This window comes from Leeuwenhoekiella blandensis MED217, assembly GCF_000152985.1.
In the GTDB taxonomy this organism is placed as follows: Bacteria; Bacteroidota; Bacteroidia; order Flavobacteriales; family Flavobacteriaceae; genus Leeuwenhoekiella; species Leeuwenhoekiella blandensis.
The window spans coordinates 4,023,995-4,047,519 of sequence record NZ_CH672395.1 but is presented as its reverse complement, the minus strand read 5'-3'; the positions used below and the strand labels follow the sequence as shown (position 1 = coordinate 4,047,519).

15 protein-coding genes are annotated in these 23,525 nt (G+C 41.2%); 7 read left to right on the top strand and 8 right to left on the bottom strand.

The window, feature by feature from the left end; genetic code table 11:
• Positions 1-2 precede the first annotated feature (2 nt).
• The 3 genes from MED217_RS17445 to MED217_RS17435 form a co-directional block, all read right to left on the bottom strand.
• Positions 3-3,020: a GEVED domain-containing protein gene (locus MED217_RS17445; protein ID WP_009781887.1), complete on the bottom strand. Its 3,018-nt coding sequence runs from the start codon at positions 3,018-3,020 to the stop codon at positions 3-5.
• 101 nt (positions 3,021-3,121) lie between these two features.
• Positions 3,122-4,657 carry a glycine--tRNA ligase gene (locus MED217_RS17440; RefSeq protein ID WP_009781886.1) on the bottom strand — a complete coding sequence of 512 codons (1,536 nt, stop codon included), beginning with the start codon at positions 4,655-4,657 and terminating at the stop codon, positions 3,122-3,124.
• 118 nt (positions 4,658-4,775) lie between these two features.
• The gene (locus MED217_RS17435; protein WP_009781885.1) at positions 4,776-5,657 is read right to left on the bottom strand and encodes a hypothetical protein; all 882 of its coding nucleotides are present in this window, start codon (positions 5,655-5,657) and stop codon (positions 4,776-4,778) included.
• A gap of 53 nt (positions 5,658-5,710) precedes the next feature.
• Between MED217_RS17435 and MED217_RS17430 the strand changes: the two genes are divergently transcribed.
• Both MED217_RS17430 and MED217_RS17425 read left to right on the top strand, forming a co-directional pair.
• Positions 5,711-6,388, top strand: a complete 678-nt coding sequence (locus MED217_RS17430; protein ID WP_009781884.1) for a ComF family protein — start codon at positions 5,711-5,713, stop codon at positions 6,386-6,388.
• 105 nt (positions 6,389-6,493) lie between these two features.
• The gene (locus MED217_RS17425; RefSeq protein ID WP_009781883.1) at positions 6,494-8,113 is read left to right on the top strand and encodes an Ig-like domain-containing domain; all 1,620 of its coding nucleotides are present in this window, start codon (positions 6,494-6,496) and stop codon (positions 8,111-8,113) included.
• 12 nt (positions 8,114-8,125) lie between these two features.
• Here MED217_RS17425 and MED217_RS17420 read toward each other — a convergent pair whose 3' ends face one another.
• The 5 genes from MED217_RS17420 to MED217_RS17400 form a co-directional block, all read right to left on the bottom strand.
• Entirely contained in the window at positions 8,126-8,893 is a 768-nt protein-coding gene (locus tag MED217_RS17420) for an amidohydrolase (RefSeq protein WP_009781882.1), read from the bottom strand.
• A gap of 100 nt (positions 8,894-8,993) precedes the next feature.
• Positions 8,994-9,185 carry a cold-shock protein gene (locus tag MED217_RS17415; protein ID WP_009781881.1) on the bottom strand — a complete coding sequence of 64 codons (192 nt, stop codon included), beginning with the start codon at positions 9,183-9,185 and terminating at the stop codon, positions 8,994-8,996.
• 90 nt (positions 9,186-9,275) lie between these two features.
• Positions 9,276-9,548: a hypothetical protein gene (locus tag MED217_RS17410; protein WP_009781880.1), complete on the bottom strand. Its 273-nt coding sequence runs from the start codon at positions 9,546-9,548 to the stop codon at positions 9,276-9,278.
• Between the two features lie 4 nt (positions 9,549-9,552).
• The gene (locus tag MED217_RS17405; protein ID WP_009781879.1) at positions 9,553-11,343 is read right to left on the bottom strand and encodes a chloride channel protein; all 1,791 of its coding nucleotides are present in this window, start codon (positions 11,341-11,343) and stop codon (positions 9,553-9,555) included.
• A gap of 127 nt (positions 11,344-11,470) precedes the next feature.
• Complete coding sequence (locus MED217_RS17400) at positions 11,471-11,881, bottom strand: BrxA/BrxB family bacilliredoxin (protein ID WP_009781878.1); 411 nt, start codon at positions 11,879-11,881, stop codon at positions 11,471-11,473.
• A gap of 525 nt (positions 11,882-12,406) precedes the next feature.
• Here MED217_RS17400 and MED217_RS17395 point away from each other — a divergent pair.
• The 5 genes from MED217_RS17395 (at position 12,407) to MED217_RS17375 (ending at position 23,512) form a co-directional block, all read left to right on the top strand.
• Positions 12,407-13,156: a TerB family tellurite resistance protein gene (locus MED217_RS17395; protein WP_009781877.1), complete on the top strand. Its 750-nt coding sequence runs from the start codon at positions 12,407-12,409 to the stop codon at positions 13,154-13,156.
• A gap of 209 nt (positions 13,157-13,365) precedes the next feature.
• Positions 13,366-17,427: a T9SS type B sorting domain-containing protein gene (locus MED217_RS17390; protein ID WP_009781876.1), complete on the top strand. Its 4,062-nt coding sequence runs from the start codon at positions 13,366-13,368 to the stop codon at positions 17,425-17,427.
• 100 nt (positions 17,428-17,527) lie between these two features.
• Positions 17,528-17,929: a hypothetical protein gene (locus MED217_RS17385; protein ID WP_009781875.1), complete on the top strand. Its 402-nt coding sequence runs from the start codon at positions 17,528-17,530 to the stop codon at positions 17,927-17,929.
• A 95-nt stretch (positions 17,930-18,024) separates the two neighbouring features.
• Positions 18,025-22,356 (top strand): CusA/CzcA family heavy metal efflux RND transporter, encoded by a 4,332-nt coding sequence (locus tag MED217_RS17380; RefSeq protein ID WP_040533027.1) that lies wholly within the window; start codon positions 18,025-18,027, stop codon positions 22,354-22,356.
• Between the two features lie 10 nt (positions 22,357-22,366).
• On the top strand, positions 22,367-23,512 hold the full coding sequence (locus MED217_RS17375) for an efflux RND transporter periplasmic adaptor subunit (protein ID WP_009781873.1): 1,146 nt from the start codon (positions 22,367-22,369) through the stop codon (positions 23,510-23,512).
• The last annotated feature ends 13 nt before the right edge of the window (positions 23,513-23,525 follow it).

Here is a 23,525-nt window from a genome sequence, read left to right as displayed (position 1 = left end):
GCTTAATTGACAATAATCTTTTTAGATTGCCCACCGTTACGATTCCCGATACGCACGATGTAAACACCGCTTGAAGCGTAAGACATATCCAAGTCATATACATAGCTTCCGTATTCATTTTCGATCCAGTTTTCGGCTAATTTTTGCCCTAAAATAGAGTACACAGTTACCGCCATTTTTTCGGTGGTTTCTTGAGTGCTTAAAGAAATTTGAAAATGATTTTGTTCAGGCTCAAGAATTACTAATTCACTATCCGGAAAAATATTCTCTTCCACCGAAAGACTGTTAAAGATACGTACGCTGTAGTCATTGGTACGGCCATAGGCAAGATCGCCACAAGGATCTGTCACATCACCTTCTTCATTGCTGTCTTGACCACGCACGCGCATTCTGTAGGTTCCTAAGGCAACGCCTTCTGGTAATTCGAGTTCAAATTCTTCGGCAGTATCAGCAAACAGCACATTGCCGTTTGAAACCATTTCTGATGCTTCAAACCCACCATTGTTATTAAAATCTATAAAGATTGCGTAGTTAGAATTTTGATAGCCTACTTCAAGCATTCCTGTGTATGCATTTTCTTGAATATCAAGATCAAAAACAGTATCCAGATCGGCATCATAACCTGTAGCTGAACAGGCTGTCGTGATCGTAGTTCCTTCGAGGCTTATTTCTGTTACACCATCACCAAAACCACTACAGTTAGAAACCGGTTGACAGTAGTCATTGGTTACGGTTGCCGAAATTTCATCATTGCTGGTGTCGCTATCGGTTTCTAAAGCCGTCCCGGCGGTAATCTCATAAGAGCCAATAGCTGAAAAGTCCTCGGTAGCATTAAAAGTAAAGGATTCTGAAGTCTGAGCGGCTATGGTTCGGTCAAAGGTTTCTGTGATTTGCTCCCCGTCATTGATGCTGTAGTACACCGGAAAATTAGCCTGATCTGCTTGTCCAAAATTGGTGACCGTAACAGTAATAGGAATCGCAGCTCCCAGTCCGGAATCAGACTGTGGATTATCTATCGAAGAAACGCCCACATTGTTTTGCCAGAGGTTTTGTACCGTGGTTGACATACTGTCATTGGTGGTGTCTTCATCGTTTTCAAGATTGGTGGTGGCAGTAATAGTGTATTCTTCTCCTATGTTAGAAAGATCAGCGGTTTGCGTAAAGGTATAACTGACACTTTCATTAAAAGCAAGACTTCCTGTAAAAGTTTCATTCACCGTTGTTCCGTCTACAGTGTAGCTTACGGGAATACTGGTTTGCGTGGTATTACCGGCATTTCGTATCGTGATCGTAATACTTTCGGTGCTGGTTAAAGCGCCGTCTTCTGGACTATCAATAGAAATGGTCTGAACATCATTGGCATTATCTGACGCCAATTTGAAAACGCTAATTATATCCGTGCGTTGCGGATTGAAATATTCTGAAATAAACCAAAAGGTTTCATCGTCTGCCGGGTCAATAGTAAGGTGTGTATAATCGGCATAGCGCTCAGAAGTACTGGCTCCGGTACTGGTTGCGAGAAATGCTTCGGGCACAGACATTTCGCCCAAAGGATCGTTGGTATATCTTCCGGTAAAATTTAAGGTTACAGGTAAATCGGCGCTTACGGTCGTGTATCCCATGGCAATGCTTCCGGCACCGTCCATCGCCATACTTGCACCAAAGGCATTATTTCCGGTAGGAGACACGTAAGTTCCTTCTTGATAAATCGTCCACGGTTGGCCATCTCCTGTTTGTCGTAACTCATACCAGCGTATACCGGCTTGCTCTTCTCCCAAAGGAGCGACATTGACCACAAAATTAAAAATAGCCGAGTTATGATCGTCAAACTTTCTAAACTGGGCTTGATTCATTACGGTACCTTGCATGGCGTCAATTTCGGCACCTGCAGGCTGCGGTAAATTTGAAAAACTTCCGCCGTCAAAAACACCATTAAAATCGCTTACGCTGATAAGCTCCGGTTGTGAAATACTTGAATTTTCAGGTGTGTCCCAGTCCACGTCTACCGTCCATAATTTAAGGTGATCATCATCAACGCCAGACCACGCATCATCTTGATAATAAACTACGGTAGCACCACCTGTCGTTGGTGCTTCAGAAGTGCTGACATTAAAAAACTGCGGACTGTAAAATCCTGCTCTTTGCAACGTAGGCAAGGGGAATCCCAAAAAGCCTACTTCAGCAAGCCCTTGAAGCATTTGATCACGCTCCATAACAAAAACAGCATCTCCTGTCGCGTCACCGCCGCTAATCGCAATATTTGAAGTTACATAATACCCATCATGCCAAACAGAATATTTGGGATAATCAGGAAAAGCACCGGTTTCAAAACCGGCGGTATAAATATACCAACCATCGTTTACAGGATCTGAGCCTTGACAAATCGCGATATTTAATCCGTTTTCAAAGTCATTGTCTGCATCGCTTTCATCTTCATTTTCAAATTGCGTTATGATAAACCGGTCTGCAGGAGCGTCGTAAAGTACAATAGGATCTCCGGCAGTGTTTCCTTCAAAAAGCGTTCCCAGACTCGCCTGAGGTACAAGTTCGTTTCCTTGTTTATCATAAATTTTAAAACCAACATTCCAGGCAGCTACATAGTGATTGGGTCCTGCAGCCCCAGTGGGATCAGATGGCGTAAAGTTTGAAGTGTTTGCTTCAAAAACCTGAAGCGGTTCTAAGCTGTAGGACTTTGCGTCGGTTTTTTCTTTTTCGGTTTGCTTTTTAAGCAGAGGATCACCGTCTTTAGGCAAACCTTTGCCCGGCACCACTTGATTAGCCCGGCGTCTTTTTGGGTTAATTTCTTGCGGATTATTTGATTTCTCTACCGCTTTAAAAGTTCCTTTTTTTAGTTGAGAGGCGAGACTGGGAACTTCACGCACCAAACGCATTTTTCTAATTACCGTAGGCTTTTTTTTCTCTTGGCCAATAACCTGAAACGAACAGGAAAAACTAAGTAAAACCAGAAAGCATGTTAACAGTTGTGCTTTCTTGAGATCGTGCGGGTAAAAATGTTTCATAGTTAGCGTGTTGCGGTCATTAAATGTACGAAAGAATCAACTATAAGGTTCAAAAAAAGCCCCGACTTGGGGCTTTTTGAATTTTTGATAAAATAGCGGACTTATTTTGCCCAATGTTTAAAATCTATTTTTTCGTGCAAAATGGTAGCAAGCTCGCTGATTTTTACACGTTTTTGCTCCATTGTGTCGCGATCGCGAATGGTTACACTTTCATCTTCTAAGGTGTCGTGATCTACAGTGATGCAAAACGGAGTTCCCGCAGCATCTTGGCGGCGGTATCTGCGTCCCACAGCATCTTTCTCATCATAAGCCACATTAAAGTCGAATTTCAAATCATCGATGATCTTTTGTGCAACTTCAGGTAATCCATCTTTTTTAACTAGTGGAAGTATGGCAGCTTTTACAGGTGCTAAAATCGCCGGAAGTTTTAAAACGGTACGGGTAGAACCGTTCTCTAGTTCTTCTTCTTCTAAAGATTTTGAGAATACCGCTAGGAACATACGGTCAAGACCTATTGAAGTTTCAACCACATAAGGCACATAATTTTCATTCAATTCAGGATCAAAGAATTGAAGCTTTTTACCTGAGAATTCTTCGTGTGCTTTAAGGTCAAAATCGGTACGGCTGTGAATTCCTTCTAATTCTTTAAAACCAAATGGGAAATCAAACTCAATATCTGCTGCTGCATTCGCATAGTGGGCTAGCTTCTCGTGATCATGAAAACGGTAATTTTCTTCACCAAGACCAAGTGATAAATGCCATTTTAGACGCGTTTCTTTCCAATGCTCGTACCATTTTAGTTCGTCACCGGGACGCACAAAAAACTGCATTTCCATCTGTTCAAATTCACGCATTCTAAAAATAAACTGACGCGCTACGATCTCATTTCTAAAAGCTTTACCGGTTTGAGCGATCCCAAATGGAATTTTCATTCTTCCGGTTTTTTGCACGTTCAGAAAGTTTACAAAAATTCCCTGTGCAGTTTCTGGTCTTAAATAGAGATCGGTAGCAGTTTCTGCAGAAGCTCCTAATTTAGTCCCAAACATCAAATTGAATTGACGCACGTCTGTCCAGTTTTTTGAACCGGTATCGGGGTCTGCAATGCCTAGTTCTTCGATCAAAGCTTTTACATCGGCAAGATCTTCGGCTTCCAGAGAACGCGCCATGCGTTGTAAAACGGTTTCCTGTTCCTTGCGATAGCGTAAAACACGTGGATTTGTAGTTACAAACTCTTGCTCGTCAAACTTATCACCAAAGCGTTTTTTTGCTTTTGCTATTTCTTTAAGCGCTTTTTGATTCAGTTTTTCAGCATAATCTTCGATCAATACATCGGCGCGATAGCGTTTTTTTGAATCTTTATTGTCAATAAGCGGGTCATTAAAAGCATCAACGTGTCCAGAAGCTTTCCACGTGGTAGGATGCATAAAGATCGAAGCATCAATACCCACGATATTCTCGTGCATTTGCACCATACTCTTCCACCAGTAATCACGTATGTTTTTCTTGAGTTCGGCTCCGTTTTGACCGTAGTCATACACGGCACTTAAACCGTCATAAATCTCGCTACTCCCAAAAATGTAGCCATATTCTTTTGCGTGTGATATTACCTTCTTAAAATGATCTTCCTGTTGTGCCATTTGGTATGTTGCTTTTGTATTTGATTTTGGTTGTTTTGCTGTTGCGAAACAAGGAGGTAAAAATAAAAAAACCGCAGCAATGCAGCGGTTTTTTTATAAGATGATTTTTGAAGCTGAATTATTCGAGCTCAACCACGCTATTGCTAAGCAAGCGATCGTTTTCAAACAGATTGATGCGGTAAATTCCCGGATCAAATTCTTCGGCCATCGGATTGATCCAAACACAGGATTGAAGCTCCTCATTTTGATAATTGATCTGTTGGTAAGCGCTGTAAATCAGAATATTTTCTCCAAAAGCGAGTGAAACGTGTTCGCCCATCACGTTATTTCTGGGATTGATCACCTGAATGTAGAAATCGTGAATGCCCGGCTTGGCCAAAATATTTTCATTGATCGTATAGCAAATTTCAATTTTATCAATACGTCTTGCGCGATCATTAGGCACGGTTTTACCACTACGGCGCAGGATGACACCACTGGTTCTAAATTTACTCACGGTAAGTTGAGCACCTTTACTCAGGTTTTCTTGCAGCGCTTCGTTTTGTTGTTTTAGTGAGTCGCGTTCAACAACACTTTCATCAAAAGCAGCTTCGGCATTTGTTTTTTGAGTTACCAGCAATGCATTTTCAAGGAGTAAACTGTCTGCTTTTTTACGTAAGGCATCGCGCTCATCCCTTAAAATAGCCAGCTCACGCCTGTAATTTTGAAGTGTCGTCTGTGTAGAATTTGCTTGCTCAAGACGATTTAGCAAGTTTTGAATACGAGCCCGTGCTTCTTTTAATTCAGTAGAAAGCAGCTTGTTGGTTTCAATTTCAGCATTATAGTTGGTCAAAAGGTCACTCAGTTCTTCTTTAAGAAGTTCTTTTTCTTCAGAAAGTGCTACTTTACTGGCACTCAGCTCGTGATAGAATTTATAGGTGTAACCACCCAATCCCAAGAGCAATAGAAAAAGTATACCGATAAGAATCTTTAAAGCATTGTTATTGCGAGTCGCGCTCATGCAGCCTATTTTGATATCTTAGTGCGAAAGTTAAAATAATTAATCAAAATGAGATGAAGTCTTTGCTGAAACTCTTCTTTCCTGAGCAATGTAGTGCTTGTGAAACCATCCTGAGCGAAGGGGAACAACTCATTTGTACTTCTTGCCGCCACGCATTGCCGGTAACTCATTTGCACACTACAACGCAAAAACCCATCAAAAAATTATTGTACGGGCGAACAAGCCTTAATTTAGAGGCTGCTTTATTTTATTTTGACAAGAAAACCCGCGTTCAACAGCTTATTCATAATTTAAAATATCGTGGTCAGGAAGGGTTAAGTGATTTTTTAGGACAATGGCTTGGAGCGCAACTTGCAGAAGCGGCTGCATTTAATCAAATTGACTGTGTGATGCCGGTACCTTTGCATAAATCGAGGTTGCGCGAACGCGGCTATAATCAGGTGGCGGGATTTGGCAAGGCGATTGCCCAATGTTTAAATAAGCCGTATTATGATCACATTTTATACCGAACTAAAGCAACACGCACGCAAGTATTTTTAAATCGGGTTTTTAGAGGTACCGAAGTTTTAGACTCTTTTGCCGTTACCGAAACCACAAGCCTTCAAGGAAAGCATATTTTACTCGTAGATGATTTAATTACCACAGGCGGAACTGTAGAAGGTTGTGCGCTGGCTTTAGAGAAAATACCGGAAATAAAATTGAGTGTAGCCGTAATGGCAATAGCCCAATAATTTTTACGTTTTAAAACCTGGATGAAAAACCAGCTAATGTTTCTAGGAATTATCCAAAAAACACTGCTGTCTCATCTTTAAAAATAATCGTTACTTTGCGCTGTTATGTCAAAAAAGGTTTTACAGCTCGTATCTGTTTTTATATTACTGCTTTTTGTAGTGCAATGTGCCAAACGCGGTACTCCTACAGGCGGACCCAAAGATGAAACGCCACCGGTTTTGGTGCGCGCCGATCCACCCAATTACACAACTAATTTTGACCGAAAGGAAATCAGGATTTATTTTGATGAATACATCAAACTCAAAGATCTGAGTAAAAACCTTATCGTTTCTCCACCAATGGATCCCAAGGCCCAAGTGAGTCCGCAAGGAAGTGCTTCAAGGTATATAGATATTCAGATTACTGATACACTTGCCCCCAATACAACCTATCAATTCAATTTTGGAGAAAGCGTTACCGACAATAATGAAGGAAATCCTTTTCAGTTTTTTAAATACGTTTTTTCAACGGGTGATTATATAGATTCTCTTAATGTAACCGGAGTCATTAGAGATGCGCTTTTGCAAAAACCAGATGAGTACGTGACGGTAATGTTGTATGAGGCCGACTCAACGTATTCTGATTCTATCGTGTATAAAGATGTGCCGCGATATATTACCAATACCTTAGATAGCACCGTGGTTTTTGAACTGACTAACGTGAAGGAAGGGCGTTATAAGTTGGTGGCGCTGAAAGACGACGCTAATAATTATACCTTTCAGCCTGATAAAGATAAAATCGCATTTTACGATGGCTTTATAGATGTCCCTACAGATTCGGTTTTTGTGTTGCGCTTGTTTAATGAGCAATTAGAAACCGAAACCGGTCGTCCTAAACAAGGCGCTGCGCAACGTGTAGCGTTTCCGTTTACGGGGAATCCAGATAGTATAGATATCGAATTGATAAGCGCAAAGCCTGAAGGTTTTGAACGCTTAGTAACGCTAAAAAAAGATCAGGATTCATTACAGTATTGGTATAAGCCTCAAGTTGAAACCGACTCCCTTATTTTTAAAACTTACGGAAACACGGAATTGCTAGACACGATGTATGTACGCAGACGCCCATTAAAGGCCGACTCACTACAAGTGCAATCGGTGTCCAGCAGCTTGATCTTAGAAGAACCGTATATGCTGAATACTACGATTCCGGTAATGGCGGTAGACACTTCCAAAATTGTGATTAGTCGTAAAGATTCTACGCTGGTTGAAGCCTTTCAGGTGAATTTATTTCCGAAAAAACTGCAGATATCGCTGACTTTTGAAACCGAAGAAAACGAGTCTTACAAAATACAAATGCTTCCTGAAGCGCTAACCGATTTCTACGACTCGAAGAATGATACGCTCAACTTTAGCGCATCCACCAAAGCCTATGGCGATTATGGGGAATACGACCTTACGTTACAAGGAGCCGCAGAGGTACAACACATTGTGCAGTTGGTAACCGAAAAAGGCGATGTAAAACGTGAGATCATTGGAGAACCGGGAAAAACCTTGTTTCAGTTTAACCGTATCGAGCCCGGAAAATACTACGCGCGGGTTATTGTAGACCTCAACGAGAACGGTAAATACGACACCGGGAATTTTCTGGAACAAAAGCAGCCGGAAGAAGTATTATACTATCCCGATTTATTGGATTTACGCTCAGGCTGGTATCCTAAGCACACCTTTATTCTTACGCAGGAATAGTGTAGTTGGTGCTTACTTCAGTTCAAATTTGTCTTGATCTGCGAGAAAATTCAGTTGGTTGCGGGTTTCTTCAAGATGAGTTTTGCTCAAGGTTGCATAAATTGTTTTTTCTTCCGCTTCTGCGAAAGCTAAAGTGGCCCCGAGACTGTCATAAATACCACTGTAGCCGTTGTATTCATAATTGCTGCCATCTATGCCTACCCGATTTACGCCAATGCAGTAACTCATATTTTCGATTGCACGCGCTTTGAGCAAAGTATCCCAGGCAAAAACACGCTTTTTGGGCCAGTTGGCTACATAGAGCATCACATCATAATTTGAGGTATTTCGTGCAAAAACAGGAAAGCGTAAGTCGTAACATACTTGTAATAGAAATTTCCACCCTTTATATGTTGCAATCACGGGCTGCTCACCGCGTTTGTAAACCTTATGTTCGCCCGCTAGAGTAAAGGTGTGGCGTTTATCGTATGTAGTGCAAGTTCCTTCCGGAGTGATAAAATAAAACCGGTTGTAATAGTTATCCTGCTCTTTAATCATCAAACTTCCGGCGATTGCTGCTTGAGTGGTTTTCGCTGTAGCTTTCATCCACTCGACCATCACACCGGTATCTGCTATTCCTTCTGGATGCATACTAAAGCCTGTAGCAAACATTTCTGGTAGAACGATAAGATCTACATTTTTTATTACACTGATTTTCTGATCAAAATATGCACGATTCGCTTCCGGGTTTTCCCAAGCCAGATCTGCTTGAATAGCGGCTATTTTTAAGGTGTTTTGCATAACTTAAAAGTACAAAAAGCTGTTGAGGTTAGGACAAAAAAATACCCGCTGCAACGCAGCGGGTATTGGAATCTTAAATATACTTATATATATCTTAGTCTTATAGTACGCGTACTTGCGCAGCTACCATACCTTTTCTTCCTTCTTCTTCGATGTACTCAACTTGGTCACCTTCTTCTAACACTTCACCGTTAAGACCGGTTGCGTGTACAAAGATGTCCTTGCCTGTGTCATCGTTAGTAATGAATCCGTAACCTTTTGATTCATTGAAAAATTTAACTGTACCTTTCATTATAAAGTTGTAAAAAAATTAATATTGATACAAAGCTACGTGTTTAAACAACACGAAAGTTAACTTAAGGTAAATTTATTTTAGCAAAAGTTATTGATTTTCAGAATTTTTGCGTGAATCTTTACTTTCATTGAAGTCTCTCATCCTCCTTATGTTATCTTCATCAAGCATATAGTCTTTTACGTTTCGGTCTTTCCAACGATGATATAAAAACATAGGCATCAGGATAAAAGCAACCGCCAAAATGGTGATGCCTAAAAACCGATCGCCGGTTAACGTGTCTGCTGTGAAATATCTCAGGTACAGTCCGTAGCCAAGACTTAGACAAAGAAGGCAAAAGAGTATGATAATTGCGTTACGCATAATTTTATTTTCTAGAAAAACTCACTAACATACGTCTATACGCGGTAAGGAGTTTTGATTTTGAAATGAAACCGTGGTATTTTCCGTCTTTGATCACCGGTAAATTCCAGGCGCCGCTGTCTTGAAACTTGCGCATCACCTCTTTTGCGGGATCAGATTCTAAGTAAATATATTCTGGAGCGGCGTGCATTAAACTCCCCACTTTTGTTGTGTCGTACAGCGACGCATCAAACATAATTTCTCTGATATCATCAAGGGTGATTACGCCTACGAGCTCATCATCTTCATTCACCACAGGGAACAAGTTTCGGGTTGACTTGGCTACTGCGCATTTTACCATTTCGCCCAAAGTCATATTAGGACGTACCCGAATAAAATTAGACTCAATGATCTGATCTACATTCAGCAAGGTAAGCACAGCCTGATCTTTATCGTGTGTGATGAGTTCGCCTTTTACAGCCAGTTCCATCCCGTAAACCGAGTAGGATAAGAAGTACTTATTGATTCCGTAAGAGATAGCGGCCGTAACCATAAGCGGAATAAAAAGTCCGTAACCACCGGTAATTTCAGCAATAAGGAAAATCGCGGTTAGTGGGGCGTGAAGTACTCCGGCGAGTAAACCGGTCATACCTACAAGTGTAAAATTACTTTCTGAAATATGAACGCCGTTGATGCCAAGATTGTTGATGACTTTTGCGATGCAATTTCCCATCACGCTACCCATAAATAGAACAGGAGCAAAAATCCCACCGATTCCTCCACCGGCAAAAGTGATAGCAGAAGCGATTACTTTAAAGAAAACTAAACCTGCCAAAAGTGCGATCACCACCCAAATATTCTCGAGATAATCGTTGAAAAAAGTTTCGCCTAGAGCGCTTATGGTATGCCCTTCGAGCAGCTGGTTGATAATGTCAAAACCTTCACCATAAAGCGGCGGAATAAAAAACAAAAGTACACCTAGCGAGGCTCCTGCAATGATTAACCTGGTGGTTGCTGAAGTCCATCTACTGTAAAATTTTTGTGTTGCAAAATAGGCTTTGCTAAAATATACCGAAGTCAATCCTGCAACTACTCCAAGTACCATATAGTACGGGAAATCTGCAATGGTAAAAGCATCTTTCAATTCAAACGGCAAAATGGTGTCTGAACCAAAAAAGAAATAAGAAGTCAAAATCGCTGAAAGGGAAGCCAAAAGTAACGGCATAAGCGATAGTAAGGTAAGGTCAAGACTAAAAACCTCTACCGCAAAAATGATCGCTGCGATGGGCGCTTTAAAAATACACGACATCGCACCTGCGGCGGCACAACCTAAAAGTAAATTACGATGTGCCTGATCCATGTGAAATATACGAGACAGGTACGAACTAATTCCTGCACCGGTAACCACAGTAGGGCTCTCTAATCCCACCGAACCTCCAAAACCTACGGTTATAGGTGCGGTGATCAACGAGGCATAAACTTGATAATTGCGTAGTAAGCCTTTGCGCTTTGCGATAGCCCTAAGCGTCATAGGTACACCATGACTTAGCGGATTTCTGATCACAAATTTTACAATGAGCACAGTAAGAGCAAGACCTACAATAGGGAATAAAAAGTAAAAACCGTACCTGTAATTTTCAACAAGTTTACCCTCAAGCAAGTTTTGAATTACGTGAGTAAAGTTCTTGATCAAAACAGCTCCCAAACCGGCAAGAAGTCCCGTGATCACACTTAAAAAATAGATAAATGTGGTCTTTGAAATATGCTTATAACGCCAGGCGTGAAAGCGATGTAAAAGAGGTTTTTTACCAGGCATTGTTTTTAGATTTTAAGGCCTACAAAAGTAATAGCTCAAATTCTTACGCAAGGTAACTTAGGATACTTATTTAAAAAAAAATCCCCGTGTTTTTAAAACCGGGGATTTTAAAGCTAAAGGTCTTTTATTAGCAATATTCATTAAAAGCATCTACAAGATTATCTGCGATAAGTTCTGCAGGACGCCCTTCAATATGGTGACGTTCTAACATGTGAACCAATTCGCCATCTTTAAACAATGCCATAGATGGTGAAGAAGGAGGAAATGGCACCATAAAATTACGAGCCAATTCTGTTGCTTCGCGGTCTACACCTGCAAAAACAGTATATAAATTATCTGGAGTTTTTGCATTTTGTAAAGCCATACGGGCTCCCGGTCTAGCATTTGCAGCTGCACAACCACAAACCGAATTTACTACTACAAGCGTAGTACCTTCTTTTTTCATAGCTGCCTGCACATCATCTGTTGTATGTAATTCTGTGAAACCTACAGAAGTAAGGTCTTCACGCATAGGTTTTACTAATTCTGCTGGATACATAAGTTCTATTTTAATTTTTGGTTTACAAAGATATAAAATAATAGTCGGGCATATTTTGTAAACCCTACGTTTGAATCTCGTTTTTTATTGGTACCGCCAAAGGGTTGAATACTCCGAGGCTTGCCTCGAAATCGAAAATTCGTTTCCAAGCAATCTCATGAGCCTGCCTTTACCGATGGGTAAGCTTATGGCTGTCGCTGTTTTCAATGGGCAACATTGCAAACGAGCACCACAAGGCCCCAATCCCTTGCGCAGCCTTTATTTTATACTAAAAGACAGTCGTAAAAGCTAAGCAAGCCAACACTACATCAAGTAACAATTTGTCATATTTGCGACCTACCTGTAGCAAAGGCTTTATTTTTGCACGGGTTTTTTGGCATTGTCAAAGATGCTGTTACCCTGTTCCGATAGCTAACGGGATGACTATATATTAAAATTTGTTTCTAACAAAGGTCTCGCGGGCTTTGCTGCGAGATGGTTTATATGCTTCAGGTAGATAAACCAAAACTGAATAAAAAAAATTAAATGGTACGATGGATAGGAGCCATCATAGGCTTTGCATACCGTGGTTTTCTAGGCGCGGTGGCAGGCTATGTGATAGGCATGCTTATAGATAATTTATTTTTCAACAAAAGTGACGGTCAAGCTTCAGGCAGAAGCCGCTCGCCTTTTGGCGGTGGTCAACAGACGGTAACCCCCGGAGATTTTGAACTGAATTTACTTTCGCTTTGCTCTATTGTCATTAAAGCCGATGGGCAAGTAAGTCAGCGGGAGATGGACTATGTACGTCAATATTTTGTGCAGGCTTATGGTAAAGAACGTGCCAATGCCACTTTTAGAACGTTTAACGATGTGGTGAAGAAACGGGAGATCAATGCGCAGCGTATTTGTGCCTATCTGGTGCAACGCACACGCAGAGAAGTTCGCCTGCAAATTGTACATTTTTTATTTGGCATTGCTCAAGCAGATGGAAACGTTTCTACGGCCGAGGTCAATCAGATTTCTTCAATCGCGGGATATTTAGGATTAAGTCGTAATGAGTTTGAAGGCCTCAAAGCGATGTTCTTTAAAAATTCAGACAGTGCTTATAAGATCTTAGAGATCGAAAAAACAGCTTCTGATGCAGAAGTGAAAAAAGCCTATCGTGATATGGTAAAAAAATACCATCCAGATAAATTGCAACATATGGATGAAGCCTATCGCGCCGGTGCTGAAGAAAAATTCAGAAATGTGCAGGATGCTTATGAAACCATTCAAAAAGAACGTGGCTTGTAAATTTGACCGAAATAACTTACAAATAAAGAACCCTTTGCCCGTAAAAACGCAAAGGGTTCTTTATTTGTTGTTAATATTTTGAAATTCAGTTTTTTAAAAGGTAGTTTTGAGGGCAATTTATTTTAACGTTAGTTTTTGCTTCGCCCCATAATTTTAGTAGAAACTCATCGTTAGGTTTTTGTCTTTAAACGATTAAATGCCCCTTTCTAATGAGCAAGCAATACCTACTTGTCTTAGCTTTGATTTTCTCCTATTTGCACATAAACGCCCAGCAAGTAAGTGTTGATAGTCCGCGACCTGCTGAAGAATTAGTAAGTACCCTAGTGGGTGATGCGTGTGCAGAAATCAGTAATGTTTCAATATCTTCAACCCAAGCTGCTGGATTATTTTCTAACAACGGTGGCGCATTCCCCTTAGCAAATGGTGTGCTATTACGCACCGGAAATGCGCAATTGACCGGAGGCGCTTACTCGGGAAATACAGATGAATTGAGCAGCGAACTCAATACCAACGGTGATCCTTATTTGCAAGCTATAAATGACGCAACAGGAAATAGCGCAACCATTGAAGAAACTTCTTTTTTAGAATTCGACTTTGTGCCGCTTTCGAGCAATTTTAGTTTTGACTTTATTTTTGCTTCTAATGAGTATGGGGAGTGGCAGTGTGCTTCTCAAGATGTCGTTGCATTTATTCTCACCGATTTAAGCACCGGAACTTCACAAAACTTAGCGCTGACTCCCAGTGGAGAAGAAATCTCTGTGCGTAATATTAGAGATACACAGTATAATTCGAGTTGTAATTCTGTAAATCCGGGTCTTTTTGATTCTTATGAAGTGACCAATGGACAGTCTACGATAAACATGCGTGGTTATACGCAGGTGTTAACGGCCTCTTCAACATTGACTCCGGGAACTTCTTACAATATTAGAATCGTCATAGGAGATTCTAACGATACCAATTACGATTCTGCTATTTTTCTCGCTGGTGGTAGCTTTAATACGAGTGTAGATCTGGGACCTGATCTGGTTCTTTGTAGTGGTGACGCTGCCACACTTTCTACCGGTTTAGATGCTTCGATATATGCGCATCGCTGGTTTTTTAATGGAAGTGAAATTGTTGGAGAGACCACAAACTCGTTAGCTATAAGCAACAACGGTGTTTATCGTGTGGAGATTTCGAATAATGGTTGTGTAATTACTGATGAGGTTAATGTAAATGCACTTTCAGTAACTGCACCACAAGATCTGGTTGCCTGTTATAACGAAGGAAATCCTTCAGCCTTTAATCTCACAGAAAATGATGCTGAAGCGCTAGGCCTGGATGCGAGTCAGTTTGAAGTGGTGTATTATGCCAGCTCAACCGACTTGTCAAATGACCAACCTATACCTACCAGTGAACTGAATGCTTTTCAAAGCACCGGCCAACGTATTTTTATAAGACTTCGCAATTTAAATACTGGTAATACCTGTGACGCGGTTTACTCTTTTCAGTTAGAAGTGCGTCCAGAAATTCAAGTAACAACTCCAGACCCGATACAATCCTGTACGCGACCTGGTAATGATGTGGCCGTAGATTTAACCCAAGTAACTAATGAAATTCTAAGCGGTCAGAGTCCGGCATTGTATAACATTACCTATTATGAAAGTCAAGCAGATGCAGATGCGATGAGTAATGAAGTGTTCTCTCCATATGTCGTACCGGCAGAAACTTCTTCTCAAACACTAGTTGCTCGTGTTTCTTTTGCTGACGAAGATTTGTGCTATGAGACGGTAAACATTGTAATAGAGGTTAATAATCTACCTCCTGTAGATCAAATTGCTGATGTCATCACCTGTAATGCTTACGAATTGGAGCCACTAACAAACGGAGCCTATTTTTCTGGCGCTAACGGTACCGGAACGCGCTATAATCCCGGTGATATCATTACAGAAGATATGGTGCTCTTTATATTCAACGGTCCTGATGCTAATGGGTGTAGCAATCAGTCTTCCTTCAGCATAACTTTTGTTGATAATTATGATTTGAGCGATAGAGAGGCTTGCGGAGGCTATATCATTCCGACGACTTTGGCTGGAGCATTTTATACCGCTGCAGGCGGTCCCGGTGGAGGTGGAACCCGACTTGATGCCGGAGATGAGTTAACGACAAGTCAAATCATCTATTTTTATTATGAAGAAGGTGGTTCGGTATGTCGGGAGGAACCTGTAAACATTATTATACATCCGCTTCCTCCGGTAGACCAGCCCGCAGATGTAGTGGCGTGTAATTCGTTTACATTACCTGCTTTAACTAATGGAAGCTACAATACCCGGGCAAATGGTTCAGGTAGCACCTTGAATGCAGGAGATGTCATCAATACCACAAGAACGCTCTATATTTTTAATGATGATGGTACGTGTACCAACTTCTATGAATGGCGCATTTTTATCGTTCCCGAATTTCAAAACCTTGATGCGTGTGGATCCTATACCATTCCTGCTGTAGAAGAGGGCGCTTTTTATACCGAAGCTGCAGGCGGAGGAAGCCTCATTCCCGAAGGTACGGTGCTCACCACTTCACAGCGTATTTATTATTATGTAAACACAACATCGGGATCTAATTGTACGACCAATGCATTTTTTGACATCAACGTCATAGCGATCCCGCCGGTAGATACCTTGCCTGATCAACTCTTGTGTGAGGGTGAGACGTATACATTACCAACCTTAACCGATGGTGAATATTTCACCGAAACCGGACGTGGCGGGACCCAGCTTTTTGCCGGTGATGTAATTGATGAATCTCAAATCATATTTATAAACAATCAAGTAAGTGGTTGTCAGAATGAGACTCAATTTGAGGTTGAGATCAGACCTTTACTTCCGGTAGATAACCTCACGTTTGTATATAGTTGTGAGCCGTATACGCTTCCTGAACTGGAGAATGGTAACTATTTTTCAGAGCCTATGGGACAAGGGGTGCAGCTTTTTGCCGGGGATGTTATTTCAGCTACACAAACGCTTTATGTATATAATGCTTACGATGATTTTACTGCGTGTTATAGTGAAAACACCTTCACGGTAAATATTCTTGGAGTTGAGGTTGAAACCTTTGATGATATAGCACAATGCGATAGTTATACGCTTCCAGCCCTCGCTGAGGGTAATTATTTTACGCAATCTGGTGGTCAGGGAACGCAGCTTAATGCCGGAGATGTTTTAACCACGACGCAGGAGGTTTTTATTTATGCGCGCAACGGAACTCGTTTTTTCTGTGAAGACGAAAGTAGTTTTACCGTCACCATTTCAGAAACTCCTGTTTTGGTTCCAGAGCCTGATGTTGAGCAGTGTGGCAGTTACATTCTTCCCAATTTATCACAAACCAATTTTAATCAAGGCTATTATTTTGGACCTGATAAACAATCGCCAATTGATCCGGCTGATTACGAATTATTACCCGGCACCTACACGATTTATAAATATGCTGAAGCTACAGATAATCCTAATTGTTTTGACGAAGATGTTTTTGAGGTAACCGTATACCCGCTATTAAATTTTACCGTAGAAGGTGGAACCATTTGTCGCAATGCGGAAACCGGAGCTGTAGAAAATCCCGTGATTTTAAATTCAGGTCTTGATCCTTCAGAATTTTTAGTGAGTTGGTTTTTAAATGAACAATTGGTAGGGCAAGGAGCAACATTTACGGCAGAAGAAGCAGGCATCTACACAGTTTCTACCGAAAAACTAAACCCTGAAGTTGGCGCAGCGTGTAATTACAATCCCACGACGGTTGAAGTATTAGAGTCGGCACAGCCGCTTCTTGATGTTCAGGTATCGCAGCCTTTTGAAAATGTTTCGGCTATAGACGTGACGGTTGCTGCTGGTTTTGGTGAGTATGAATATCGGTTAGATGATCAAGCTTTTCAAAATACGCCTCGGTTTGTAGATGTAACTCCGGGAACGCATCTTATCACCGTACGAGGGATCAATGGAACCTGTGGTGCAACTACCGTAGAAGTGCAGGTAATAAACTTCCCAAAATATTTCACTCCCAACAATGACGGTTATCACGATACATGGAACATCACTTCCCTAGAAGATTATCCTGAAGCGCAAATATTCATATTTAACCGTTTTGGTAAGTTGTTAAAAAGCTTGTCTCCACAAGGTCCGGGTTGGGATGGCACTTACAGAGGAGAAAAAATGCCTTCTGATGACTATTGGTTTCGTGTGGAATATACCTTTGAAGAGGTGCCGGCAACGTTCAAATCACATTTTACCCTTAAAAGATAGAATACGCTTATAGTCGCATAGAGATTGTCATCTATTTAATTTGATTCTAAAAATCGCTTGACCCGAAACTTTTTTACACTTCTTGATTAACTTTGTGGCGATGTCAAAGTTGTTAATCTGTATTCTCTCTATTATGCTTCTTGGCCAAAGCTTCAAGATAAGTTTTGGTGACTTTTTGCATATAGAAGATTTACTCGATCATTATGAGTATCATCAGGTAAAGTTTGGCGATGATGTTTACAGTTTTTTAAACAAGCATTACGGCGAACTCAAACAACAGCATAATATCGAGCATCAAGAGGAGCGTGAAGATCACGAGAAACTACCTTTTGAGCATCAGCACTCTTGCGTGCACACAGCTATTGCTTATTTTAATTCGGTAGAATTGATTCCAGAACCTAAGAGTGTTCCTGTAGATCAAACTACTGCTTCTTTTGACTATCGCGATTTTTATTCATTTGCGGTAGCCTCTTCTATTTTTCAGCCGCCTAAAAACGCGTAAACATTTCTAGAACCTGGTATTATCAGGTTTCACATTAGCCTAGTTCCTCTATTCTGAGGAAGCTATTCTTAGTTTTCACGTTTTACCTTTTTATCATGCTTAATGCTATCATAAACTTTAGCATCAGGAATAAGTTAATCATCCTGTTGTTTACTATTGCGATCATTGTTTTTGGACTGTTTTCGCTAACCCAAATTTCAGTAGGAGCTGTACCTGATATTACTAACAATCAAGTGCAAGTAATTACTACTTCAGAAAATCTTTCTACAGTTGATATGGAACAGTTTATCACCTATCCTGTAGAACTCGAAATGGCCAATTTACCGGGAGTTAAAGAAATACGTTCGGTATCAAAATTTGGTCTTTCGGTAGTTACTGTGGTTTTTGAAGATGCTATGGGAACTTATCTTCCCCGACAATTATTAGCCGAAAAAATCAAATCGGCCTCAGAACAAATCCCGGCGAGTTTCGGTACGCCGCAAATGGGACCTATTACCACGGGACTTGGTGAGATCTATCAATATGTTCTTGATGTAAAACCGGGCTATGAAGAGAGGTATTCGGCCACAGAGCTGAGAACGATTCAGGATTGGATCGTAAAACGGCAACTTTCAGGGATTCCCGGAGTGGTCGAGATCAATTCTTGGGGTGGTTATTTAAAGCAATATGAAGTCGCACTTAATACACAAAAGCTTCATGCGATGAATATTGCTGCTTCAGAAGTTTTTGCAGCGCTAGAAAAGAACAACAGTGTAGCCGGTGGTGGATATATTGAAAAAAGCAACCAGTCTTATTTCATTCGTGGTGAAGGACTCGCGACCTCTCTCGAAGATATCGAGCAGATGGTAGTAGCCAATCACAACGGGATCCCCGTTTACATTAAAGATGTAGCAAATGTAGGTTTTGGTCACGCAACGCGTTTTGGTGCAATTACAGGAAACGGTCAGGGAGAAAAAGTGCTGGGGCAGGTGATGATGCTTAAGGATGCCAACACCAATAAGGTTATTGAAGCGGTAAAAGAGCGTGTTGAAGAAATAAGCAGTACGCTGCCAGAAGGTGTGTATATCAATGCTTTTTTGGACCGCAGCGAACTCATCGTAAAAACCACCTTTACCATTAGTGAAAACCTAATTCTAGGCTTTCTTATTGTGATTTTTGTGGTGGTGCTTCTTTTAGGTAATTGGCGCAGCGGTTTGGTTGTCGCTTCGGTGATACCCTTGTGTTTGCTTTTTGCCTTGGGAATGATGAATATTTTTGATGTAGATGCCAACCTATTGAGCTTGGGAGCTATTGATTTTGGGATCATCATTGACGGTGCAGTGATCATTGTTGAGTTTGTGGCGTATAAAATGTCTCAGCGGCAGGATGCCATTGGAGCTCTAAGCAAGTCAGAAACACGTGCGTTAAAAGATGAGATCACCCAAGATGCGGCATCAACGATGATGAATTCTGCTGTATTTGGACAGTTGATCATTCTCATTGTTTTTATTCCTATTCTCTCGTTAAGCGGTGTTGAGGGAAAAATGTTTATCCCGATGGCATTGGTTTTCAGCTTTGCGGTTATTGGTGCAATGCTGCTCTGTTTTACCTACGTTCCTGTGGCAGCTTCGGTATTCTTAAAGGCAGAAACCCCTTCAGATCGAAATATTTCCGTGCGATTGGTCAATTATTTAAAGGGAAAGTATGAGCGTGTCATTCATTGGGCGCTTGGTGCGCGTAGGTTGATTATTGGTGTTTCGGTGGCGCTTTTAGTAGCTGCAGTTTATCTTTTTACGACGATGGGAGGCGAATTTGTCCCACAGCTTGATGAAGGAGATTTTGTGATTCAGCCTATTTTGAAGACCGGTACTTCGCTAAGCGGAACGATTGAACGCACTACACAGATTGAAAAAATCCTGTTAGACAATTTTCCTGAAGTAAAACAAGTGGTAAGCCGAATTGGCGCTGCTGAGGTTCCTACCGATCCGATGTCTATGGAAGATAGTGACGTTATCATTACTTTAAAAGATAAAAGCGAGTGGGTTTCTGCTGAAACTAAAGATGAACTCGCAGCTCAATTTAAAGAAGCTTTGAGTGTGATTCCGGGAATGGAAATCGAATTTACCCAGCCTATAGAAATGCGTTTTAACGAGCTCATTACGGGAGTACGGGCAGATATCGCTATTAAAATCTTTGGCGAAGATCTCGAGATTCTCAATAAAAAAGGAAATGAAATACGTGATCTAATTCAGAATGTAGAAGGTGCGGCTGATATTTCAGTAGAAAAAGTTACCGGACTCCCACAAATGAGTGTGCGTTTTAACCGAAAGAAAATCGCCCGTTATGGCCTTAATATTTCAGACCTTAATGACCTGATCAAAATGGGCTTCTCAGGACAAAGTGTGGGAAATATTTTTGAAGGAGAAAAGCGTTTTGATCTGGTGGTGCGCTTAGATCAGGATCAGCGTAAGGATATTGACAACCTTAAAAACCTGTATGTAGACACGCCTACGGGTGCCAAGGTACGTCTAAGCGAACTGGCAGCAATCGAGTATACGCAAGGAGCCGCAAAGATATCAAGAGATCAGACCCAGCGACGCATTGTTGTGGGAGTGAATGTGCGTAATCGGGATCTGCAGTCTGTGGTTGATGAGATTCAGGCAATCGTAAGTAAAAATGTAAAACTACCAACAGGCTATACGATTGATTATGGTGGTCAATTTGAAAACCTGCAAAGTGCCACTGCACGTTTAAAGATCGCAGTGCCGGTAGCATTGCTCTTGATTTTTATGATGTTGTACTTCGCTTTTAAATCGGTAAAAGAAGCCTTGTTGATCTTTACTGCTATTCCGCTTTCTGCTGTGGGCGGAATCTTCTTATTGTGGTTACGCGGGATGCCGTTTAGTATTTCTGCCGGTGTAGGTTTTATAGCGCTTTTTGGTATCGCCGTACTCAACGGTATTGTGATGCTTGAACATTTTAAAGAATTAAAGAAACAGGGGATGATTGACAGGAACGAACTCATAACCAAAGGTGCTACAGATCGTTTGCGTGCCGTGTTACTTACTGCTACTGCTGCAGCTTTAGGCTTTTTACCTATGGCAGTATCTACAAATGCCGGGGCAGAAGTACAGCGCCCACTGGCTACCGTAGTCATTGGCGGTTTAATTTCTGCGACCTTATTGACTTTGGTGGTTTTACCGGTCCTGGTGTCTTGGTTTGATAAAGATTTAAAAGATACGAGCAAACCTGCTAAAGGCTTTAATAAAGGGGTTTCTGTCTTGCTACTGCTGCTCTTAGCAGGCGGAGTGGCACAGGCGCAGGAGGTTTCTGGTTTTGAGCAAGTGCGTGAATTGGCTTATGAGAATAACGCCGGGATCAAAGCGGCCAACTTGCGTAGTGATGAAGCCAATGCGGCTATAGGTAGTGCATTTAGCTTTGATAAGACCGAAGTGTACTATCATTATGACGAGAACAACCTCGCAACAAACAACAGACCGATTGATGTTTTTGGGGTGAGTCAGACCTTTTCTTTTCCCACAGTATATTTTGCACAGGCAAAAGTGAATAAGGCTACTTATGCTGTGGCTTCAAGTCGGGCAGAACTGAGCAAAATGCAACTGGAGCAAAGTTTGGCCAATGCCTATTATAGTTTGCAATATGTGAATGAAAAGCTTCAGCTGTACCAAAATCTGGACAGCATCTATCAAAATTTTGCCTACGCGGCAAAGCGCAGGTTTGAGCTTGGAGAAAGCAATTATCTCGAGAAAATTTCGGCGCAAGCCAAACAAAAAGAAATTGAAACGCTGCGCAAACAAGTTCAAGAAGAATTACTGGCGGCACAAAAACTGCTTACGCAGTTGGTTCAGGTAGATACGCTGCAGATCACGCCTGATCCAATAGAACGCTTAGTGCCATCTGTAAGTCAGGAAAATTTAGAGGTCGCAAATACGTATTACGATTATCAAATTGATCTGGCTGAAGCCCAACGTAAATTCAGTGCACAGGAGTTATTGCCAGATCTTACGGTGAATTACTTTCAAGGTTCAAACGACGGTCTTGATCAGAATTTGATCGGGTATCAGTTTGGCGTTAAGATTCCGTTGTTTTTTTCCGGGGCTTCCAGCCGAATTAAAACAGCAAAAATCGCTGCAGAAGCGGCAAGTCAAGAAGCGGCGAATTATAAAATTCAGTTACAATCGCGCGTAACTCAACTTAGAAGTGCGCTTAATACCTACGCAGAACAACTCAATTATTATGATTCTGAAGGAAACGCTCTGGCGAGCGAACTGGAAAAAACAGCAATTACCAGTTATAAAAATGGCGAGGTCAACTTCTTTGAATACATACAGATTTTGCAACAGGCGTACGACATTAAACTGGCCTATTTAGAAAGTCTGAACAACTACAACCAGACCGTGATTCAACTCAATTATATCCTACTTTAAAAGCATAACGATGAAAAAATCAATCCTCATAGTAATACAGTTCAGCCTTTTATTAATCTTAATAGGCTGCGGAACTAAAGAAACAGAAACTTTAACTTCAGCAGAAACGACTGAAGCAAGCGCAGATGTAACCGTGACCAAAGCGCAATTCTCCGGTGCTTCCATGCAATTAGGGAGGCTTAAAGAAGCAAGCTTTCCTAACTGGGTAGCAGCCAGCGGAATGATCGATGTTCCTCCCGAAAATAGAGCGGTGATCACTGCTTTTATGGGTGGTTATATTAAAAACAATCCCTTGCTTATAGGAGACGCGGTAAAAAAAGGTCAGGTTTTGATCACTTTAGAGAACCCTGAGTTTGTAGAAATTCAACAGCAGTTTCAAGAATTGGCAGAACAGCTTGATTATTTAAAGTCAGAGTATGAGCGCCAGCAAGCGCTTATGGAAGAAAACATTACTTCTAAGAAAAACTTTTTAAAAGCAGAAAGCGAGTACAAAAGAAGCTTGGCAACTTATACCGGTTTGCGTAAAAAATTAGAAATGCTGCATATAAGTCCGGAGCGTGTTTTACAAGGCGCTTACACCACGCAAGCCAGCATTTTTGCGCCTATTACCGGGACGATCGCAGAGACTTTTGTGAGTAAAGGGAGTTATGTTTCATCGGCTGATCCCATTATGGAAATCGTAGATATAGACCACATTCACTTAGAGCTTGAGGTTTTTGAGAAAGATATGCTTAAGGTTAAAAAGGGACAAAAAATTCAGTTTAGCATTCCTGAATCTTCTGATAAAAGTTACGAAGGCGAAGTACATTTAATAGGGAATTCGCTCAATCAGGAAGGGCGAACGGTAACCGTTCATGGGCATATTGAGCACGAAAAAGCGACTCCAAATTTTGCAGTAGGAATGTTTATTGAAGCGCAAATTGAAACCGGTTCTGCTGAAGGATTTGCCTTGCCAAAAGATGCGGTAGTAAAGCTTGGGAACACGCATTATGTTCTTCAATTGAAAGAGCAGCAAAACGGAAGTTATTTGTTTGATAGGGTAGATGTAAAACCGGGAAACACCCAGGACGGAATGACCCAAATTTTAAATGCAGAAGATTTTAAAAATGATGCTCAGTTTCTTACTAAAGGAGCTTTTGATTTGATACAGGAGTAAAAATCTAGAGATT

Coding starts and splice junctions, on each gene's coding strand:
- MED217_RS17385 (WP_009781875.1), top strand. CDS start 17,528: ATGTCAAAGTTGTTAATCTGTATTCTCTCTATTATGCTTCTTGGCCAA.
- MED217_RS17410 (WP_009781880.1), bottom strand. CDS start 9,548: ATGCGTAACGCAATTATCATACTCTTTTGCCTTCTTTGTCTAAGTCTT.
- MED217_RS17375 (WP_009781873.1), top strand. CDS start 22,367: ATGAAAAAATCAATCCTCATAGTAATACAGTTCAGCCTTTTATTAATC.
- MED217_RS17395 (WP_009781877.1), top strand. CDS start 12,407: ATGGTACGATGGATAGGAGCCATCATAGGCTTTGCATACCGTGGTTTT.
- MED217_RS17440 (WP_009781886.1), bottom strand. CDS start 4,657: ATGGCACAACAGGAAGATCATTTTAAGAAGGTAATATCACACGCAAAA.
- MED217_RS17445 (WP_009781887.1), bottom strand. CDS start 3,020: ATGAAACATTTTTACCCGCACGATCTCAAGAAAGCACAACTGTTAACA.
- MED217_RS17425 (WP_009781883.1), top strand. CDS start 6,494: ATGTCAAAAAAGGTTTTACAGCTCGTATCTGTTTTTATATTACTGCTT.
- MED217_RS17390 (WP_009781876.1), top strand. CDS start 13,366: ATGAGCAAGCAATACCTACTTGTCTTAGCTTTGATTTTCTCCTATTTG.
- MED217_RS17420 (WP_009781882.1), bottom strand. CDS start 8,893: ATGCAAAACACCTTAAAAATAGCCGCTATTCAAGCAGATCTGGCTTGG.
- MED217_RS17430 (WP_009781884.1), top strand. CDS start 5,711: ATGAAGTCTTTGCTGAAACTCTTCTTTCCTGAGCAATGTAGTGCTTGT.
- MED217_RS17380 (WP_040533027.1), top strand. CDS start 18,025: ATGCTTAATGCTATCATAAACTTTAGCATCAGGAATAAGTTAATCATC.
- MED217_RS17435 (WP_009781885.1), bottom strand. CDS start 5,657: ATGAGCGCGACTCGCAATAACAATGCTTTAAAGATTCTTATCGGTATA.
- MED217_RS17405 (WP_009781879.1), bottom strand. CDS start 11,343: ATGCCTGGTAAAAAACCTCTTTTACATCGCTTTCACGCCTGGCGTTAT.
- MED217_RS17400 (WP_009781878.1), bottom strand. CDS start 11,881: ATGTATCCAGCAGAATTAGTAAAACCTATGCGTGAAGACCTTACTTCT.
- MED217_RS17415 (WP_009781881.1), bottom strand. CDS start 9,185: ATGAAAGGTACAGTTAAATTTTTCAATGAATCAAAAGGTTACGGATTC.